Source organism: Streptomyces sp. bgisy100 (assembly GCF_057709105.1).
The window spans coordinates 139152-155166 of record NZ_JBYITE010000014.1 but is presented as its reverse complement, the minus strand read 5'-3'; the positions used below and the strand labels follow the sequence as shown (position 1 = coordinate 155166).

Sequence of the window (16015 nt, the reverse complement as noted above, 5' to 3'; positions counted from 1 at the left end):
GAACCCACCACACACCCGCACCCACCCACAACCGGCACCGGCACCGGCACCGGCACCGCACACGCACACGCACACGCACCCAACCGAGGCCCGCACCAACGAACGGCACAGACCCCCAAGCGCGCGCCGCACGGCGTCAGGGCAAAGACGGCGGCACCTTGGCCGGCCTCTCCTCCAACCCCGCCAGCGCAATCCGAATCGCCTCGTCCAGCTGTGGATCCCGCCCCGCCACCGAGTCCTGCGGCGTGTGCACGACCTCGACGTCCGGATCCACCCCGTGGTTCTCGACCTCCCAGCCGAGCCCCTCCAGCCAGAACGCGTACTTGGGCTGGGTGACGGACGTCCCGTCGATCAGGCTGTAGCGGCTGTCGATCCCGATCACCCCGCCCCACGTGCGGGTACCGACCACCGGACCGATCTCCAGGGCCTTGATCGCCGCATTGACGATGTCGCCGTCCGAGCCGGAGAACTCGTTGGCCACCGCGACCACCGGCCCGCGCGGCGCGTCCTGCGGATAGGTCAGCGGGGCCATGCCGCGCGGCAGGTCCCAGCCGACCACCCGGCGGGCCAGCTTCTCCACGACCAGCTGGGACGTGTGGCCGCCACGGTTCTCGCGGACGTCCACGACCAGCCCCTCGCGGGCGACTTCGACCCGCAGGTCGCGGTGGAGCTGGGCCCAGCCGGAGCCGACCATGTCGGGCACATGGAGGTAGCCCAGGCGCCCGCCGGTCCGCTCGTGGACGTACGCGCGCCGGTCGGCGACCCAGGCGTGGTACCGCAGCGCCTCCTCGTCGGCGACCGGCACGACGACGGCGTGCCGGGGGTCGCCGCCGCCCGCCGGGGCGACGGTGAGTTCGACAGGCTTCCCCGCGGCCCCCACGAGCAGCGGCCCGGGCCCGGTGACGGGGTCCACCGGGTGGCCGTCGACGGCGAGGATCGCGTCCCCGGCCCGGACGGCCGCGCCGGGCGCGGTGAGCGGGGAGCGGGCGTCCGGGTCGGAGGTCTCGGAGGGCAGGATCCGGTCGATCCGCCAGGCCCCTTCCGCGTCCCGGGAGAGGTCCGCGCCGAGGAGCCCCTGCCGGTGCGCGTGGTGCCCGGGGCCGCCGGGCGGGGTGACGTAGGCGTGCGAGGTGCCCAGCTCGCCCTGCACCTCCCACAGCAGGTCGACCAGGTCGGAGTGGGTGGCGACCCGGGCGAGCACCGGACGGTAGCGGTCCAGGACGGCGTCCCAGTCGACGCCGCTCATGCCGGGGTGCCAGAAGTGGTCCCGCATCAGCCGCCCGGCCTCGTCGTACATCTGCCGCCACTCGGCGGCGGGGTCGACGGTGAGCCGGATGCGGGAGAGGTCGACGGTGACGCTGCCGCCGTGGTCGTCGTCCTCGTCCGACTTGCTGTCGGCCGGGACGAGCCGCAGCTTGCCTCCGGTGGAGAGAAGCACCCGCTTGCCGTCGCCGGTGACGGCGAAGTCGTCCACGTCCTGGGCGAGTTCCTCGGTCCGCAGCTGTCCGAGGTCGTAGCGCTCCAGCGCGCTGGTGGGCCCGTCGTCCTCGGGGGTGGCGAGCGTCGCGCCGAGCACGCCGCGCAGCGGGTGCCGCAGCCACAGCACCCCGCCGTCGGCCGCCCGCAGGCCGGAGTAGCGGCCGCCCTCGACCGGGAAGGGCACGGCGCGGTCGGCGAGGCCGTCGAGGTCTATGCGGGTGGCGGGGCGCGCCGGGTCGTCGCCGTCGCCGTCCGGCTTCTCCTCCTCGACGGGCCGGCCGTGCCGCTGCGGTCCGAACGGCGAGGGCGTGTCGGCCGCGAGGGTGAGCAGGTGGGGGCGGCAGGCGCCGACGAAGGCGAGGTCGAAGACGTGCGCGTCGTAGACCGGGTCGAAGGCCCGCTCGGAGAGGAACGCGAGGTGTTTGCCGTCGGCGGTGAAGGCGGGCGCGTAGTCGTTGAAGCGCAGCGGGGTGGCGTCGGCGACGGACAGATCGGCGGTGTTGGCGATCTTCAGCTGGCGCAGCGGGCCGGGGCCGGGGTGGGACCAGGCGAGCCAGCCGGAGTCGGGCGAGAAGACCAGCCCGTCGGCGTCCCCGTGCGGGCTGTTCGCGACCTCGCGGACCTCGCCGGAGTCCCGTTCGACCAGCAGGACGCGGCCGTCGTGGGAGGCGACCGCGGCGCGGCTGCCGTCGGGGGCGACGGCGAGGTCGAGGACCCGGCCGAGCCGTCCGGCGGCGAGCCGGCGCGGGGCGGCGCCGGGGGCGGAGCCGGCCGCGGGCGCGAATTCGAGCGCGTCCTCGCCTTCCGCGTCGGTGACCCAGACGACGTGCTCCTCGCCGCGGGCGGAGCCGCGGTCCTGGAAGGTGCGGGGCAGCCGGGCCCGCACACCCGGTTCGGCGGCCAGCGCCCGGGCCGGTCCCTCGCGGTGGGTGACCCAGTGGATGCTGCCGCGGACCTCGACGGCGCTGCCGCGCCCGGTGCGGTCGGGGCAGGCGTCCCCGAGGTAGGAGGCGGCGCGGACCGGGTGCGGCTGGAGATCGGTGCGCTGCCCGCCGAGACGGATCTCCAGGCGGCGCGGCTCGGCGCTCTCCAGGTCCTCCAGCAGCCAGAGTTCACCGGCGCTGCTGTACACCACGCGGGTGCCGTCGGTGGCGGCGTGCCGGGCGTAGAAGCCGTCGGGCACGGCGCCGTCCGGGCCGGAGCCGAGGGGGGTGTGCCGGCGCAGCCCGGAGCCGTCGGGCAGCGAGGAGTAGAGCGCGCCGACGCCCTCGTGGTCGGAGAGGAAGGCGATCCGGTCACCCACCCACAGGGGGCACTCGATGTTGCCGTCGAGGCCGGCGTGCAGCCGCTCGAACTGCCCGTCCCCGGTGGGGTCGAGCCACAGCTTCCCGGCGGTGCCGCCCCGGTAGCGCTTCCAGGCGGCGGCTTCGCGGCCCATGGTGACCGAGAGCAGCAGCACGGCGCCGTCAGGGCCGTACGCCAGGTCGCCGACCGGACCGTACGGGAGGGTGCGGGCGGGGCCGCCGTCCAGGGGCACCGCGCGGGCCCAGGACCGGCGCAGGGAGGCCTGGCCGTGCGTGGTGACGGCCAGGATGTCGCCGTCCGGGTTCCAGCCGCGGACGGCGGTCCGCACGCTGCCCCAGTAGGTGAGCCGGGTGGAGCCGCCGCCGTCGACCGGGGCGGTGTGCACCTCGGGCAGGCCGTCGCGGGTCGAGGTCCAGGCGATGTGCTGCCCGTCGGGGGAGATCCGCGGGGACGAGACGGGCATGTTGTCCGCGCTGACCCGCCAGGCACGGCCGCCGTCGAGCGGCGCCGCCCAGACGTCGTCCTCGGCGGTGAAGGCGAGCAACTCGCCGTGCAGGTGGGGGAACCGGAGGTACGAAGGCTGCGTCACCCTGCCACACTAACGATCCGTCGCGGGCCGTCACCAGGGGCCGGGCAGCCGCGGAGCTTCCGGGCAAGGGGGACGGACCGGCGGTTCCCGGTCGTTCGGGGCAAGAAGCCGTCGCGGCCCGTGCGGTCCACAGGGGCCGGGGCCGACGGCCGGCCGACGGCCGGCGGTTCAGGACCAGCGGCCGGTACGCCCCAGCAGCAGTGCCGTGGCGGCGGTGCCCGCGGTGGAGGTGCGCAGCACGCTCGGCCCCAGCCGGTGGGGCTGTGCGCCGGCCGCGGCAAAGGCCGCCAACTCCTCGGGGGAGACGCCGCCTTCGGGGCCTACGACGAGCACGATGTGTCCGTCGGCGGGGAGTGCGGCGGTGGCCAGGGGCTCGCTCCCGGCGTCCCGGTCCTCGTGCAGCACGGCGGCGAAGTCGGCGCTCGCGAGGAGGGCCGCGACCTGTCTGGTCGTCATGGCGTCGGCGACCTCGGGGAACCGCACCCGGCGGGACTGTTTGCCCGCCTCCCGGGCCGTACTGCGCCATTTGGCGAGGGACTTGGCGCCCCGGTCGCCCTTCCACTGGGTGATGCAGCGGGACGCCTGCCACGGCACGATCGCGTCGACCCCGGTCTCGGTCATGGTCTCGACGGCCAGTTCGCCGCGGTCGCCCTTGGGGAGGGCCTGGACGACGGTGATGCGGGGAGCGGGCTCCTCCTCGGTCACGGCCGCGCCGACGGTGAGGACGAGCCGGTCCTTGCCCTCGGTGGCCCGCACCACGCACGGCGCCGAGCCGCCCCGCCCGTCGGTGAGCACGACCTCCTCGCCGGCCCGCAGCCGGCGCACGGAGACGGCGTGCCGCCCCTCGGGGCCGTCGAGCACGAACTCGCCCGTGCCGGGCAGGGGGTCCACGACGAAGACGGGTGCGGTCACGACGCGGCGTCCGGCTTCAGCGAGGCCCGTGCGGCGTCGAGTTCGGCGGCGAGGAGCTCGACCAGCTCGGCGGCGGGCAGCTCCCGCGCCAGCCGGTGGCCCTGCCCGGCCCACAGCGCCATGCCCTGCGGATCACCGGCCGCGGCGGCGGCCTTGCGCAGCCCCGCGGTCAGGTAGTGGATCTGCGGGTACGCGGCGGGGGCGTACGGGCCGTGCTCCCGGATGAACCGGTTGACCAGGCCGCGGGCCGGGCGCCCGGAGAAGGCCCGGGTGAGCTCGGTGCCGGGGAACACCGGGTCGGTGACGGCCCTCTTGTGCAGCTCGTTGGCGCCGGACTCGGGGCAGACGAGGAAGGCCGTGCCGAGCTGGGCGGCGGTGGCGCCGGCGGCCAGCACGGCCGCGATCTGCGCTCCGCGCATCAGCCCGCCGGCGGCGACGACCGGCACCTGGACGGCCTCGCGGACCTGGGCGATGAGGGTCAGCAGGCCGACGCCGTGCCCCGGGCCGTCGGCGTACGGGTCGTCGTGGTGGGTGCCCTGGTGCCCGCCGGCCTCGATGCCCTGGACGCAGACGGCGTCCGCGCCCGACCACTGGGCGGCCTGGGCCTCGGCGGGGCTGGTGACGGTCGCCACGGTGAGGGTTCCGGCCTTGGCGAAGGCGTCGAACACGGCCCGGGAGGGGCAGCCGAAGGTGAAGGAGACGACCGGGACCGGGTTGTCGAGGAGGATCGCGACCTTGGCCTCGTAGGCGTCGTCGGTGCTGCCGTCCGTGTCGCCGAGCGGCGTCTCGTACCAGTTGGCCTCGCCCGCGAGCTGTTCGCGGTAGACGTCGACGGCGGCCGCGTCGGCGACGGAGGGCTGCGGCATGAACAGGTTGACGCCGAAGGGCCGGCCGGTCAGGCCGCGCAGCGCCTTGATCTCCTCGTACATGGCCTCCGGCGTCTTGTAGCCGGCGGCCAGGAAGCCGAGGCCGCCCGCGTCGGACACGGCGGCCGCGAGCTCGGGGCGGGACGCGCCACCGGCCATGGGGGCCTGCACGATCGGGTACCGGGAGAGATCGGTGAGCGCGGAGGGCATGACCACATGGTGTCACGCCCGCCGGGCCCGGCACGGCCGGACCCCGGAGCCGGCGTCCGGCGCGCGCGCCCGGCCGGAAGGACGGCCGGGGACGCGGGTGTTGCCCGCCGAGGCTGCCGGCGGGGCCTCCGGGCCCGGCGGTCGGGACCACCGGACCGGCCTTGCCTCAGCGACCGTTGAAGGCGTCCTTCAGCCGGGAGAACAGCCCCTGCTGTCCGGGCTGGAAGTGGCCGGAGGGCCGCTCCTCGCCGCGCAGCTTGGCGAGCTGCCGCAGCAGGTCCTCCTGCTGCGGGTCGAGCTTGGACGGCGTCATCACCTCGACGTGCACGATCAGGTCGCCGCGTCCGCCGCCCCGCAGGTGGGTGATACCGCGCTGGTGCAGCGGGATCGACTGGCCGGACTGGGTCCCGGGCCGGATGTCGACCTCCTCCAGCCCGTCGAGCGTCTCCAGCGGGCACTTGGTGCCCAGCGCCGCCGCCGTCATCGGAATGGTGACGGTGCAGTGCAGGTCGTCGCCGCGCCGCTGGAAGACCGGGTGCGGCAGCTCGTGGATCTCGACGTAGAGGTCGCCGGCGGGCCCGCCGCCGGGGCCGACCTCGCCCTCGCCCGCGAGCTGGATCCGGGTGCCGTTGTCCACACCGGCAGGGATCTTGACGGTGAGGCTGCGCCGCGAACGGATGCGTCCGTCGCCCGCGCACTCCTGGCAGGGGGTCGGCACGACGGTGCCGAAGCCCTGACACTGCGGACACGGCCGCGAGGTCATGACCTGGCCCAGGAAGGACCGCGTCACCTGCGACACCTCGCCGCGGCCGCGGCACATGTCACAGGTCTGCGCCGAGGTGCCCGGCGCCGCGCCCTCGCCGGTGCACGTGGTGCACACGATCGCGGTGTCGACCTGTATGTCCTTGGTGGTGCCGAAGGCCGACTCGTCCAGCTCGACGTCGAGCCGGATCATGGCGTCCTGGCCGCGCCGGGTGCGGGACCGCGGCCCGCGCTGCGAGGCGGTGCCGAAGAACGCGTCCATGATGTCGGAGAAGTTGCCGAAGCCCGCGCCGCCGAAGCCGCCCGCGCCACCGCCTCCGCCGGCCTGCGAGAGCGGGTCCCCGCCGAGGTCGTAGACCTGCTTCTTCTGCGGGTCCGAGAGCACCTCGTAAGCGGCGTTGATCTCCTTGAACCGCTCCTGGGTCTTCGGGTCGGGATTGACGTCCGGGTGCAGTTCACGAGCCAGGCGCCGGAACGCCTTCTTGATCTCGTCCTGCCCTGCGTCGCGGCGCACGCCCAGTACGGCGTAGTAGTCCGTGGCCACTTTTACGACTCCGCCAGGATCTGTCCGACGTAACGTGCCACTGCGCGTACCGCTCCCATCGTTCCGGGGTAGTCCATGCGGGTCGGTCCGACCACGCCGAGTTTGGCGACTGCCTCGTCGCCCGAACCGTAGCCGACCGCGACGACCGATGTGGACGTCAGCCCCTCGTGGGCATTCTCATGCCCGATTCGTACGGTCATGCCGGAGTCCTTGGCCTCGCCGAGCAGCTTGAGGAGCACCACCTGCTCCTCGAGAGCCTCCAGCACCGGCCGGATGGTCAGCGGGAAGTCGTGTCCGAAGCGGGTCAGATTGGCGGTACCGCCGATCATCAGCCGCTCCTCGGTCTCCTCGACCAGCGTCTCCAGAAGAGTCGCCAGGACGGCGGAGACCGTGCCCCGGTCCTCCGTCTCGAAGGACTCCGGAAGATCCTGCACCAACTGCGGCACATCCGCGAACCGGCGGCCCACCACGCGGCTGTTGAGCCGGGCCCGGAGGTCCGCCATGGAGGTCTCGCCGAACGGCGCGGGGCAGTCCACCAGGCGCTGCTCGACCCGCCCGGTGTCCGTGATCAGCACCAGCATGATCCGGGCCGGGGCGAGGGAGAGCAGTTCCACATGCCGGACGGTCGACCGCGTCAGCGACGGGTACTGAACCACCGCGACCTGCCGGGTCAGCTGCGCGAGCAGCCGGACCGTGCGGCCCACCACGTCGTCCAGATCGACCGCGCCGTCCAGGAAATTCTGGATGGCCCGGCGCTCCGGCGAGGACAGCGGCTTGACGCCGGCCAGCCGGTCCACGAAGAGCCGGTAGCCCTTGTCGGTGGGGATGCGGCCGGCGCTGGTGTGCGGCTGGGCGATGTAGCCCTCGTCCTCCAGCACCGCCATGTCGTTGCGCACGGTGGCCGGGGACACGCCGAGGCCGTGCCGCTCGGTGAGCGCCTTGGAACCGACCGGCTCCTCGGTGCCCACGTAGTCCTGGACGATGGCGCGCAGCACTTCGAGTCTGCGTTCACTGAGCATGCGCACACCTCCAGTGGTGGTTCCGTGGGCCTCTGCCTGGCACTCGCTGCTTCTGAGTGCCAGCTTCCCCCGCCTCAGTGTACGGCGGGGTGGTGTGAGCAGGGCAAGGGCCGTCACCGCCGGTGTTGGCCGGACGGCGGGTCACGGTACCGCTCCGCCGTAGCCTCGTCGCATGGACCACACAACGGAAGAGCCGCGCTGGGAGATGCTCGCGCCGGGGGTCGAACGGCGCAGACTGCCCGTCTGGGACATGACCGCCGGGGTGGTGCACGGCCCGGACGCGGTGCTGATGGTGGAGGCCGGTTCGAGTCTGCGCGAAGGCGCGGAACTGGCCCGCCAGGCAGCGGGGTCGGCGGGCCGGAGGGTGACACATCTCGCACTCACCCACCCGCACTTCGATCATGTGCTCGGGATGGACGCCTTTCCCGGGGCGGAGGTGTACGCCGCCGTCGGCATGGACCGGCTGCTGACCTCGCGCCGGGAGCGGGACGCCCTGCGTGCCGACGCGGTGCGGCAGGGGGTGGACCCCGGCGCCGCCGCGGAGGCCGCGGAGCGGCTGGCGGCGCCGCACCACCTGATCAGCGGTGAGATGACGATCGCGCTCGGCGGCGGCCGGGAGGCGGTGCTGGTGAACGTCGGTCCCGGCCACACCGGACACGACCTGGCGGTGCTGGTGCCGGGGACCGGCGGGGCCCCGAGCGTGGTGTTCTGCGGCGACCTGGTGGAGGAGTCGGGCGAACCTCAGGCCGGGCCGGACGCCGTACCGGCCCAGTGGCCCGCGGCCCTGGACCGGCTGCTGGACCTGGGCGGCGAGGACGCGCTGTACGTCCCCGGCCACGGCGCGGTGGTGAATGCCCGTTTCGTCCGGGAGCAGCGGGACGAGCTGGCGGCCCGTTTCGGCGTGTCGTAGTCACGACCAGCCGTTTCTTCCTACTGTCGGGCGATGCGCAGCAGAGAGTACGGGCCGGACCTCACCCCGCCGTGGAAGAAGCAGCAGCCCGCCCCCGAGGTTCCGGCCGAGCCCGGCCTGGTGGTCGAGGAGGTGTCGACCGGCTTCTGCGGCGCGGTGATCCGCTGCGAGAAGACTGCGGAGGGGCCGACGGTCACGCTGGAGGACCGGTTCGGCAAGCACCGGGTCTTCCCGATGGTGCCGCGCGGCTTCCTGGAGGAGGGGCGCGTCGTCACCCTGGTGCGCCCGTCGCACACGGCGCCCGCCCGCACCGGCCGCACCGCCTCCGGCTCGATCGCCCTCCCCGGAGCGCGTGCCCGGGTCGCACGCGCCGGGCGCATCTATGTCGAGGGGCGGCACGACGCGGAGCTCGTGGAGCGGGTCTGGGGCGACGACCTGCGGATCGAGGGCGTGGTCGTGGAGTATCTGGAGGGCGTCGACGACCTTCCGGCGGTGGTCCGGGACTTCTCCCCCGGTCCGGACGCCCGGCTCGGCGTCCTCGTCGACCATCTGGTGCCCGGCTCCAAGGAGTCGCGGATCGCCGAACAGGTCACCGACGCCCACACCCTGGTCGTGGGACACCCCTACATCGACGTCTGGGAGGCGGTGAAGCCCGCGTCCGTGGGCATCCCCGGCTGGCCGTCGGTACCGCGCGGGCAGGACTGGAAGACCGGGGTGTGCCGGGCGCTGGGCTGGCCGGAGAACACCGGGGCGGCCTGGCGGGAGCGCGTCCTCGCCTCCGTGAACAGCTACAAGGACCTGGAGCCGGCGCTGCTGGGCCGGGTCGAGGAGCTGATCGACTTCGTCACCGCGCCCTGAGGGGGGCTCGCCCCGTGGCCGATGGGGGGCGCGCAGAGGGAAAGCGCCCCTGAGCGCGGTCGGAGGTCGTGGGGCGCGGTGCGGCGCCGGACCACGCGGCCTATTCGGACGCTCATCGCGCAAGCACCCTGAGAGCGGTCAGAGGTCGGTGGGGCGCGCGGAACCCGGGGAGCCGGCCGGCCCGGTGAACCCGGCGGCGCCCCCGGGACCCGCCGGTTCCGCCCAGCCGGGGACGCCGGGCGGGCCGGACGGCCCGCCGGGGCCCGTCCCCGGGTCCCGTTCGTCCGGAGCGCCCGTGACGCGGGTGCCGGGGTGCAGCAGCGAGCAGACGAAGGCCAGGGCCAGGGCGCCCGCCATGCAGGCGAAGACGACCTGGTTGGCCTCGGCGAAGTCCATCCGGATGGTGCCCATGGCCTCGCGCAGGGAGCGGGCGACGGGGCCGTCTCCGGTCGGCTGCCGGTCGTCGGCGTTCCCGGTGATGGACTCCGCGATGTTCCGGGCGATGTCCCGGGACTCGCTCTCCGGCACGCCCCGGGCCTCGAAGCTCTCCACCACCCGGTCGGTCATCACATGGGTCAGCACCGTGCCGAAGATCGCGAGCCCCACGCTGGCGGCGAAGTTGCGTACGGTCTGGGTGATGCCGGTGACCTCCCCGTACGACGCGTCGATGGCCCGGTTGACGGCGTCGGTGGAGGCCGGGGCGAGCAGGAATCCGATGCCGGCGCCCGCGAGCGCGACATAGGGCCACTGGTCGTGCACCGAGAGGTCGGTCATCTTGTGGGCCCACAGGGCGAATCCGACCGCACCGACCGCGGTGCCCAGCCGCATCGCCGGCTTCGCGCCCTGCTTGTCGAGGATCCGGCCGCCCCACTGGGAGGCGATCGCGAAGCCCACGAAGAAGTACAGCAGGTAGAGCGCGGCCTGGTTGGGGGACTCGCTGAGCGAGATCTGGGCGTAGACGGAGGCGAAGAAGAACACCGGGACGAACGCCATCATGGCGAAGAACAGCACCGCGGCGTCGGCGGCGAAGGCCCGGTCGGCGAAGACCTTCAGCTGGATCAGCGGGTGCCGGGTGCGCAGTTCGAAGCGGACGAACAGCGCCAGGACCGCCAGGCCGCCCACGATGCACAGCCAGGTGGCGGCGCTGCCCCAGCCCCAGGCGGACGCCTGCTGGAGCCCCAGCACGCTCAGCCCCATCCCGACGACCACGAGCGCGGCCCCGGGCCAGTCCAGGGGTTCGGGGCGGGGTTCGTTGCGGATCCGGGCCAGGAAGGTGAGGACGAGGGCGACGATCGCGACCGGCACGTTGACCCAGAAGATCGCCCGCCAGGTCCAGGAGGTCAGCCAGCCGCCGAGCAGCGGGCCGACGGCGGTGAGCGCGCCGGAGAGCCCGAAGAACAGCGCCAGCGCGCGGCCCCGCCGCTCCACCGGGAACACCGCCACGACCACGGCGAGCGCGGCCGGGAACATCAGCGCGGCACCGATGCCCTGGGTGGCCCGGAAGACCACCAGCCAGGCCAGCGCCCCGTCCCCGTCGGGCACCGCGCCGCAGAGGGCGGAGGAGACGACGAAGACGACGGTGCCGATCACCACGACCCGTTTGTGGCCGAGGAGGTCGGCCAGCCGGCCGCCGAGGGCGAAGAAGGCGGCGAGGGCGAGCAGATACGCGTTGACGACCCACTGCATGCCCGAGGAGGAGAGGTTCAGCTCTTCGATGATGCTGGGCGCGGCGATGGACACGATGGTCTGGTCGATGAAGGTCATCGACACCGCGAAGAGCATCGCCGCCAGGGCGACGCCCTCCCGCGGGGCCTGCGCCGCCGCCCCGCCGCGGGACGGTGAGGGCGGCTCGGAGGAACCTCGGGAACCCCGCATGTCACTCACATCACAGGATTCTCCGTGGCCTCAGGGATCACTGCATCCGCGCCGGGCCCGGTCGGCGGGCCGGTGCCGTCCGGAGGTCGCCGTGCCGTCCGTACGCGGGGCGCGAGGGGCGTCACGGCGACGTGCCCGGCCCGGGTGCCATGCGTTGCTCCACCCGGACCGTCGGCGGCGACGCGGGCCCGGGCCATCGATCGGTCGTCGTATTCCGGCCCGCCCGGCCCCCTCGGATCAGTCGACCAGGTCCCGGACGACGGCGTCGGCCAGCAGCCGGCCGCGCAGGGTGAGCACCGCCCGGCCCTCCTCGTACGGCTCCGCTTGGAGCAGGCCGTCGGCGAGGGCGCGGGCGGCGGCGCGGGTGCCCGCCGGTGCCAGCAGGCCGAGCGGGCAGCCGTCGCGCAGCCGCAGCTCCAGCAGGATCCGCTCGACCCGCCGGTCCTCGTCGGCCAGGATCTCCCGCCCGGCGCCGGGCGACCGCCCCTCCGCCAGGGCCTGGGCGTACGCGCCCGGGTGCTTCACGTTCCACCAGCGGACGCCGCCGACGTGGCTGTGCGCGCCCGGCCCCGCGCCCCACCAGTCGGCCCCGGTCCAGTAGAGCTCGTTGTGACGGCAGCGCCCGGCCGCCGAGGTCGCCCAGTTGGACACCTCGTACCAGTCGAAACCGGCCCCGGACAGCGTCTCCTCGGCGATCAGATAGCGGTCGGCGTGCACGTCGTCGTCGGTCATCGGCACCTCGCCGCGCCGGATCCGCCGGGCCAGCTGGGTGCCCTCCTCGACGATCAGCGCATAGGCGGACACATGGTCCGGGCCCGCCTGGACCGCCGCGTCCAGGGAGGCGCGCCAGTCGTCGTCGCTCTCCCCCGGCGTGCCGTAGATCAGGTCGAGGTTCACATGGTCGAAGCCGGCGGCCCGCGCCTCGGCGACGCACGCCTCGGGGCGGCCCGGGGTGTGGGTGCGGTCCAGCACCTGCAGGACGTGCTGCCGGGCGCTCTGCATGCCGAAGGAGACCCGGTTGAAGCCGGCCGCCCGCAGCTCCTCCAGATAGCGCGGATCCACCGACTCCGGATTGGCCTCGGTGGTGATCTCCGCGCCGTCCGCCAGCCCGAACTCCTCCCGGACGGCCGCGAGCATCCGCCCCAGGTCCGCGGCGGCCAGCAGGGTCGGGGTGCCGCCGCCCACGAACACCGTCTCCACCGGCCGCGGGTCGTCGCCCAGCACCTTCCGGGCGAGCCGGATCTCCTCGGCGACGGTCTCCGCGTAGTTGTCCCGGGAGGCCAGGGCGCCGCCGGAGCCCCGCAGCTCACTGGCGGTGTAGGTGTTGAAGTCGCAGTATCCGCAGCGGGTGGCGCAGTACGGCACATGCAGATAGAAGCCGAGCGGCCGCTCGGCCGCCCCGTCCAGGGCGTGGCGCGGCAGGGTCCCGGCTGAGGGCATGGGCTCGCCGTCGGGCAGTGCGGATGGCATACGGTCCATTGTCCCCCGGCGCGAGGGTGTCCCCGCCCGGGCGTCCGGGGCGGCCGCTGAGGCCGGTACCGGGACGGCCGCGAGGGGCCGGAACCGCAGGTCACCGGCGGTGCAGCACCAGCAGCGCCAGGTCGTCGTCGGGCGGAGCCGCGTCGAAGCCGTGCACCAGCGCGCGGATGCGCTCGGCGGTCCCGGCCGCGCCGAGCCCCGCGCACCCCGCCAGCGCGGCGGCCAGGCCATCGTCGTCGTCGAACTGCCGCTGTCCCGAGCGCCGCTCCGTCACCCCGTCCGTCACGCACAGCAGGGTGTCGCCGGGTTCCAGGTCGAACGTCCCGGCCTCGTACGCGGTGTCCTCCAGCACACCGAGCAGCACCTGCGGCGCGGCCACCGGCCGCACCCGGCCGTCCGGGCGGAGCAGCAGCGGCAGCGGGTGCCCGGCACTGGCCAGGGTGCAGCGGAGGCCGCCCGCCTCCCCGGTCGCCACCAGCTCCCCGAAGAGCAGGGAGAGGAACCGGACCTGGGTGACCTCGCCCGCCGGGTGGGCGCCCGCGGTGGCCACCGCGGCGACGGCGGCGACGGCGGCCGCCGCGGCCTCGGTCGCCTGCATCGCGTCGTCCACCAGCATGCGGTTGAGCCGGTCGAGCACCCCGGCGACGCCGTGGCCCTCGTGGGCCAGCAGCTTCAGCCAGGGCCGCACGAGCCCGGTGACGACGGCCGCCTCCGGGCCGCTGCCGCAGACATCGCCGAGGGCGAAGCACCAGCGCCCCTCACCGGCGTGGAAGATGTCGTAGAAGTCGCCGCCGGCCCAGGCGCCCTCACCGGCGGGTTCGTACACCACCTGGGTGTCCACGCCGGGGACGGCCGCGATGCTCCGGGGCCGCAGGCCCTGCTGGAGCACCAGGCTGGTGGTGGCCTGCCGTGTGTACTGCCGCGCGGAGACCACCGCCAGGGCGACGCGCCGCGCGAAGTCCTCGACCAGCGCCGTCACTTCGTCCGGGATGCGCGCCAGACCGGCCCGGCCGAGCAGCAGGGTGCCGACGCTCCGGCCGCCCGCGAAGAGCCGGCAGGCGAGCGCCGAACCGTGCTCGTCCCCCGGCTCCGGGTCCGGCCACTCCGCGAACATCGGCCCGTCGGCGAGCCCCTCGGGCACCGGCACGGTCACCACGACCGCGGCCTGCGGCCACGGCCAGGGCACCGGCCAGCCGAGCGCGGCGTCCGGCAGCGCGGGCGGGTCCTTCTCCAGGACCGTGCGCAGCCCCTCGATCCGGGTCTCGTTGGCGTGCCACACCCGGGCCAGGCGGGGCTGCGCACCGGGGCCCCGCCCGTCCTCGCCGTCCAGCCAGACCGCGCACCAGTCGGCGAACCGCGGCACCAGCAGCTGGGCCGCCAGCGCCGCCACCTTCTCCTCGTCGAACTGCCCGGCCAGGAGGTCGGACGCCTCCGCGAGGAAGGACAGGGCGCCCCGACTGCACCAGTCGCCGTCGCGGTCCGGTGCGGGGTCGGGACCGGACCGGGGCACCGGGTCACCGGCCGGCCCGCCGGACGGCCGTGGTGCTTCGGGATCCGACGGCGCTCCGGAGGCGGGCACCACGCCGGGGACGGGCAGCACCCCGGGGAGAGGCACCGCGGCCCACAGCGGCGGCACGCCGCGGACCGCGGGGTCCGGGACGACGGCACCGGCGGTCGCCGGCAGCCGGAACCACACCGTCTTCAGCCCCCGCCGGTAGCTGACGCCCCAGGACTCGGCGAGGGCCCCCACCAGGTGCAGGCCACGGCCGTACTCGCCCGCGGGGTGCGGCTCGCCGCGCAGGGGGCGCGCCGGATGGTGGTCGGAGACCTCGACGACCAGGGCTTCCGCCCCGCCGTCGGCGCCGTCCGCCCTGCCATCGACACTGCTCGCCCCGTCATCGACGCTGCCCGGCCCACCATCGACACTGCCCGGCCCGTCCGCCGGGACGAGCCGGCAGACGAGTTCCACCTCCGTCCCGGCGTGCACCACGGCGTTGGTGACCAGTTCGCTGACGAGCAGGGCCGCGTCGTCCGCGAGCCGTTCGGCGAACGGACCGGACTCCAGCACTCCGGCCTCGGCCCAGCCGGCGAGCACCCGGCGGACGAAGCCGCGCGCGGTGCCCGGGGACCGGGGATTCCCGGGCAGGCTGGTGTGGGCCACCCGGTCCGGACCACGGGCGGCGGGACGGGAACCGGCGGTTTCCCGCTGCGTCGGAATCGACCCCACGTGAGCGTCTCCTGATCCGTGACTCCTGCCCGGTTCGGGCATTCAGCCGTGACGACACCGCCAGAGTGACAGAATGAGCCCGCCCATGAGCACCGAGTCACCGAAGTGGGCGGGCGGATGAGAGCAACGATGCGAACCGAGCACGACGGACCGGGGTCCGCGGCTCCGCGCGGCGGAGCGGCGGGCCCTGCGGCCGGAGTGCGCCGGGGTCCGGCACCGGCCGGAGCCCCCTGGCCGAACTGGCACGCGGACGTCGACCGGCCGTACGACCCGGACAGCGCGGCCCGGGGCCGCCCTCCGCTCGCGTCCGGCAGCCGTCGGCAGCAGGTCGGGCCAGGACGAGCGGCGGGGGCCCGGCCGGCTCCGCCCGATTCCCCGAGGACCCGATGATGAGCAGCGCCCCCGCCACCGACCGGGCGAGCATCCTCCTGGTGGACGACATGGAGGACAACCTCGACGCCCTGGAGGCCGTGCTGGGCGGCCTGGGCGAACCGCTGGTGCGGGCGGGGTCCGGGGAGGAGGCGGTGAACGCCCTGCAGGAGCGGGAATTCGCCGTCGTGCTGCTCGATGTGGTGATGCCGGGCATGGACGGATTCGAGACGGCCGCGAGCATCAGACGGCACGACCGGTCCCGCGATGTGCCGATCATCTTCCTCACCGGCACCGGGACCGGCACGGACCGCGGCTACGCCTTCCGCGGCTATGCCACGGGCGCGGCCGACTTCGTCGCCAAGCCCTTCGACCCGTGGGTGCTGCGCGCCAAGGTCGGCGTCTTCCTCGATCTGCACCGGAAGAACCGCCAGTTGCAGCGGCTGCTCGCCCGGGACCGGGAGCAGCTGGACACGCTGGCCGAGCGGCTGGCCTCGATCGAGAGCTGCCTGTCCACCGGCCGGGCGCCGGACACGGCGGAGCTGCGGGCCGGCGTGGCCCGGATGGAGGAGGCGCTGCGCGCGCTGCGGAGCGGGCGGTGAGGCGGATAC

At 74.7% G+C, this 16015-nt stretch carries 11 protein-coding genes; 3 read left to right on the top strand and 8 right to left on the bottom strand.

Annotated elements, in window-relative coordinates; translation table 11 throughout:
* Positions 1-136: 136 nt before the first annotated feature.
* The 5 genes from AC3EQ1_RS12955 to hrcA form a co-directional block, all read right to left on the bottom strand.
* Positions 137-3373 (bottom strand): S41 family peptidase, encoded by a 3237-nt coding sequence (locus AC3EQ1_RS12955; protein ID WP_432094455.1) that lies wholly within the window; start codon positions 3371-3373, stop codon positions 137-139.
* Positions 3374-3541: 168 nt separating this feature from the next.
* Entirely contained in the window at positions 3542-4285 is a 744-nt protein-coding gene (locus AC3EQ1_RS12950) for a 16S rRNA (uracil(1498)-N(3))-methyltransferase (protein ID WP_432094454.1), read from the bottom strand.
* Entirely contained in the window at positions 4282-5361 is a 1080-nt protein-coding gene (locus tag AC3EQ1_RS12945) for a nitronate monooxygenase (RefSeq protein WP_432094453.1), read from the bottom strand. The genes AC3EQ1_RS12950 and AC3EQ1_RS12945 overlap by 4 nt, the downstream gene beginning before the upstream one ends.
* A 166-nt stretch (positions 5362-5527) precedes the next feature.
* Positions 5528-6667, bottom strand: a complete 1140-nt coding sequence (gene dnaJ, locus AC3EQ1_RS12940; RefSeq protein ID WP_432094452.1) for a molecular chaperone DnaJ — start codon at positions 6665-6667, stop codon at positions 5528-5530.
* Positions 6668-6669: 2 nt separating this feature from the next.
* On the bottom strand, positions 6670-7686 hold the full coding sequence (gene hrcA / locus AC3EQ1_RS12935; protein WP_351515351.1) for a heat-inducible transcriptional repressor HrcA: 1017 nt from the start codon (positions 7684-7686) through the stop codon (positions 6670-6672).
* A 172-nt stretch (positions 7687-7858) separates the two neighbouring features.
* Here hrcA and AC3EQ1_RS12930 point away from each other — a divergent pair, with 172 nt between their 5' ends.
* Entirely contained in the window at positions 7859-8596 is a 738-nt protein-coding gene (locus AC3EQ1_RS12930) for an MBL fold metallo-hydrolase (RefSeq protein WP_432094451.1), read from the top strand.
* A gap of 33 nt (positions 8597-8629) precedes the next feature.
* Positions 8630-9454 carry a DUF3097 domain-containing protein gene (locus tag AC3EQ1_RS12925; RefSeq protein WP_432094450.1) on the top strand — a complete coding sequence of 275 codons (825 nt, stop codon included), beginning with the start codon at positions 8630-8632 and terminating at the stop codon, positions 9452-9454.
* A 138-nt stretch (positions 9455-9592) separates the two neighbouring features.
* On the opposite strand, the gene AC3EQ1_RS12920 is transcribed toward AC3EQ1_RS12925, so the two are convergent.
* From AC3EQ1_RS12920 to AC3EQ1_RS12910, 3 genes are all read right to left on the bottom strand, one after another.
* Complete coding sequence (locus AC3EQ1_RS12920) at positions 9593-11236, bottom strand: MFS transporter (RefSeq protein ID WP_432094462.1); 1644 nt, start codon at positions 11234-11236, stop codon at positions 9593-9595.
* Between the two features lie 330 nt (positions 11237-11566).
* Positions 11567-12799, bottom strand: a complete 1233-nt coding sequence (hemW, locus tag AC3EQ1_RS12915) for a radical SAM family heme chaperone HemW (RefSeq protein WP_432094449.1) — start codon at positions 12797-12799, stop codon at positions 11567-11569.
* Between the two features lie 100 nt (positions 12800-12899).
* Positions 12900-15035: a SpoIIE family protein phosphatase gene (locus AC3EQ1_RS12910; RefSeq protein WP_432094448.1), complete on the bottom strand. Its 2136-nt coding sequence runs from the start codon at positions 15033-15035 to the stop codon at positions 12900-12902.
* 386 nt (positions 15036-15421) lie between these two features.
* On the opposite strand from AC3EQ1_RS12910, the gene AC3EQ1_RS12905 reads away from it, so the two are divergent.
* Complete coding sequence (locus tag AC3EQ1_RS12905) at positions 15422-16006, top strand: response regulator (RefSeq protein ID WP_432094447.1); 585 nt, start codon at positions 15422-15424, stop codon at positions 16004-16006.
* Positions 16007-16015: the final 9 nt, after the last annotated feature.

Coding starts and splice junctions, on each gene's coding strand:
- AC3EQ1_RS12930 (WP_432094451.1), top strand. CDS start 7,859: ATGGACCACACAACGGAAGAGCCGCGCTGGGAGATGCTCGCGCCGGGG.
- AC3EQ1_RS12925 (WP_432094450.1), top strand. CDS start 8,630: ATGCGCAGCAGAGAGTACGGGCCGGACCTCACCCCGCCGTGGAAGAAG.
- hemW (WP_432094449.1), bottom strand. CDS start 12,799: ATGCCATCCGCACTGCCCGACGGCGAGCCCATGCCCTCAGCCGGGACC.
- AC3EQ1_RS12945 (WP_432094453.1), bottom strand. CDS start 5,361: ATGCCCTCCGCGCTCACCGATCTCTCCCGGTACCCGATCGTGCAGGCC.
- AC3EQ1_RS12905 (WP_432094447.1), top strand. CDS start 15,422: ATGATGAGCAGCGCCCCCGCCACCGACCGGGCGAGCATCCTCCTGGTG.
- AC3EQ1_RS12920 (WP_432094462.1), bottom strand. CDS start 11,236: ATGCTCTTCGCGGTGTCGATGACCTTCATCGACCAGACCATCGTGTCC.
- hrcA (WP_351515351.1), bottom strand. CDS start 7,686: ATGCTCAGTGAACGCAGACTCGAAGTGCTGCGCGCCATCGTCCAGGAC.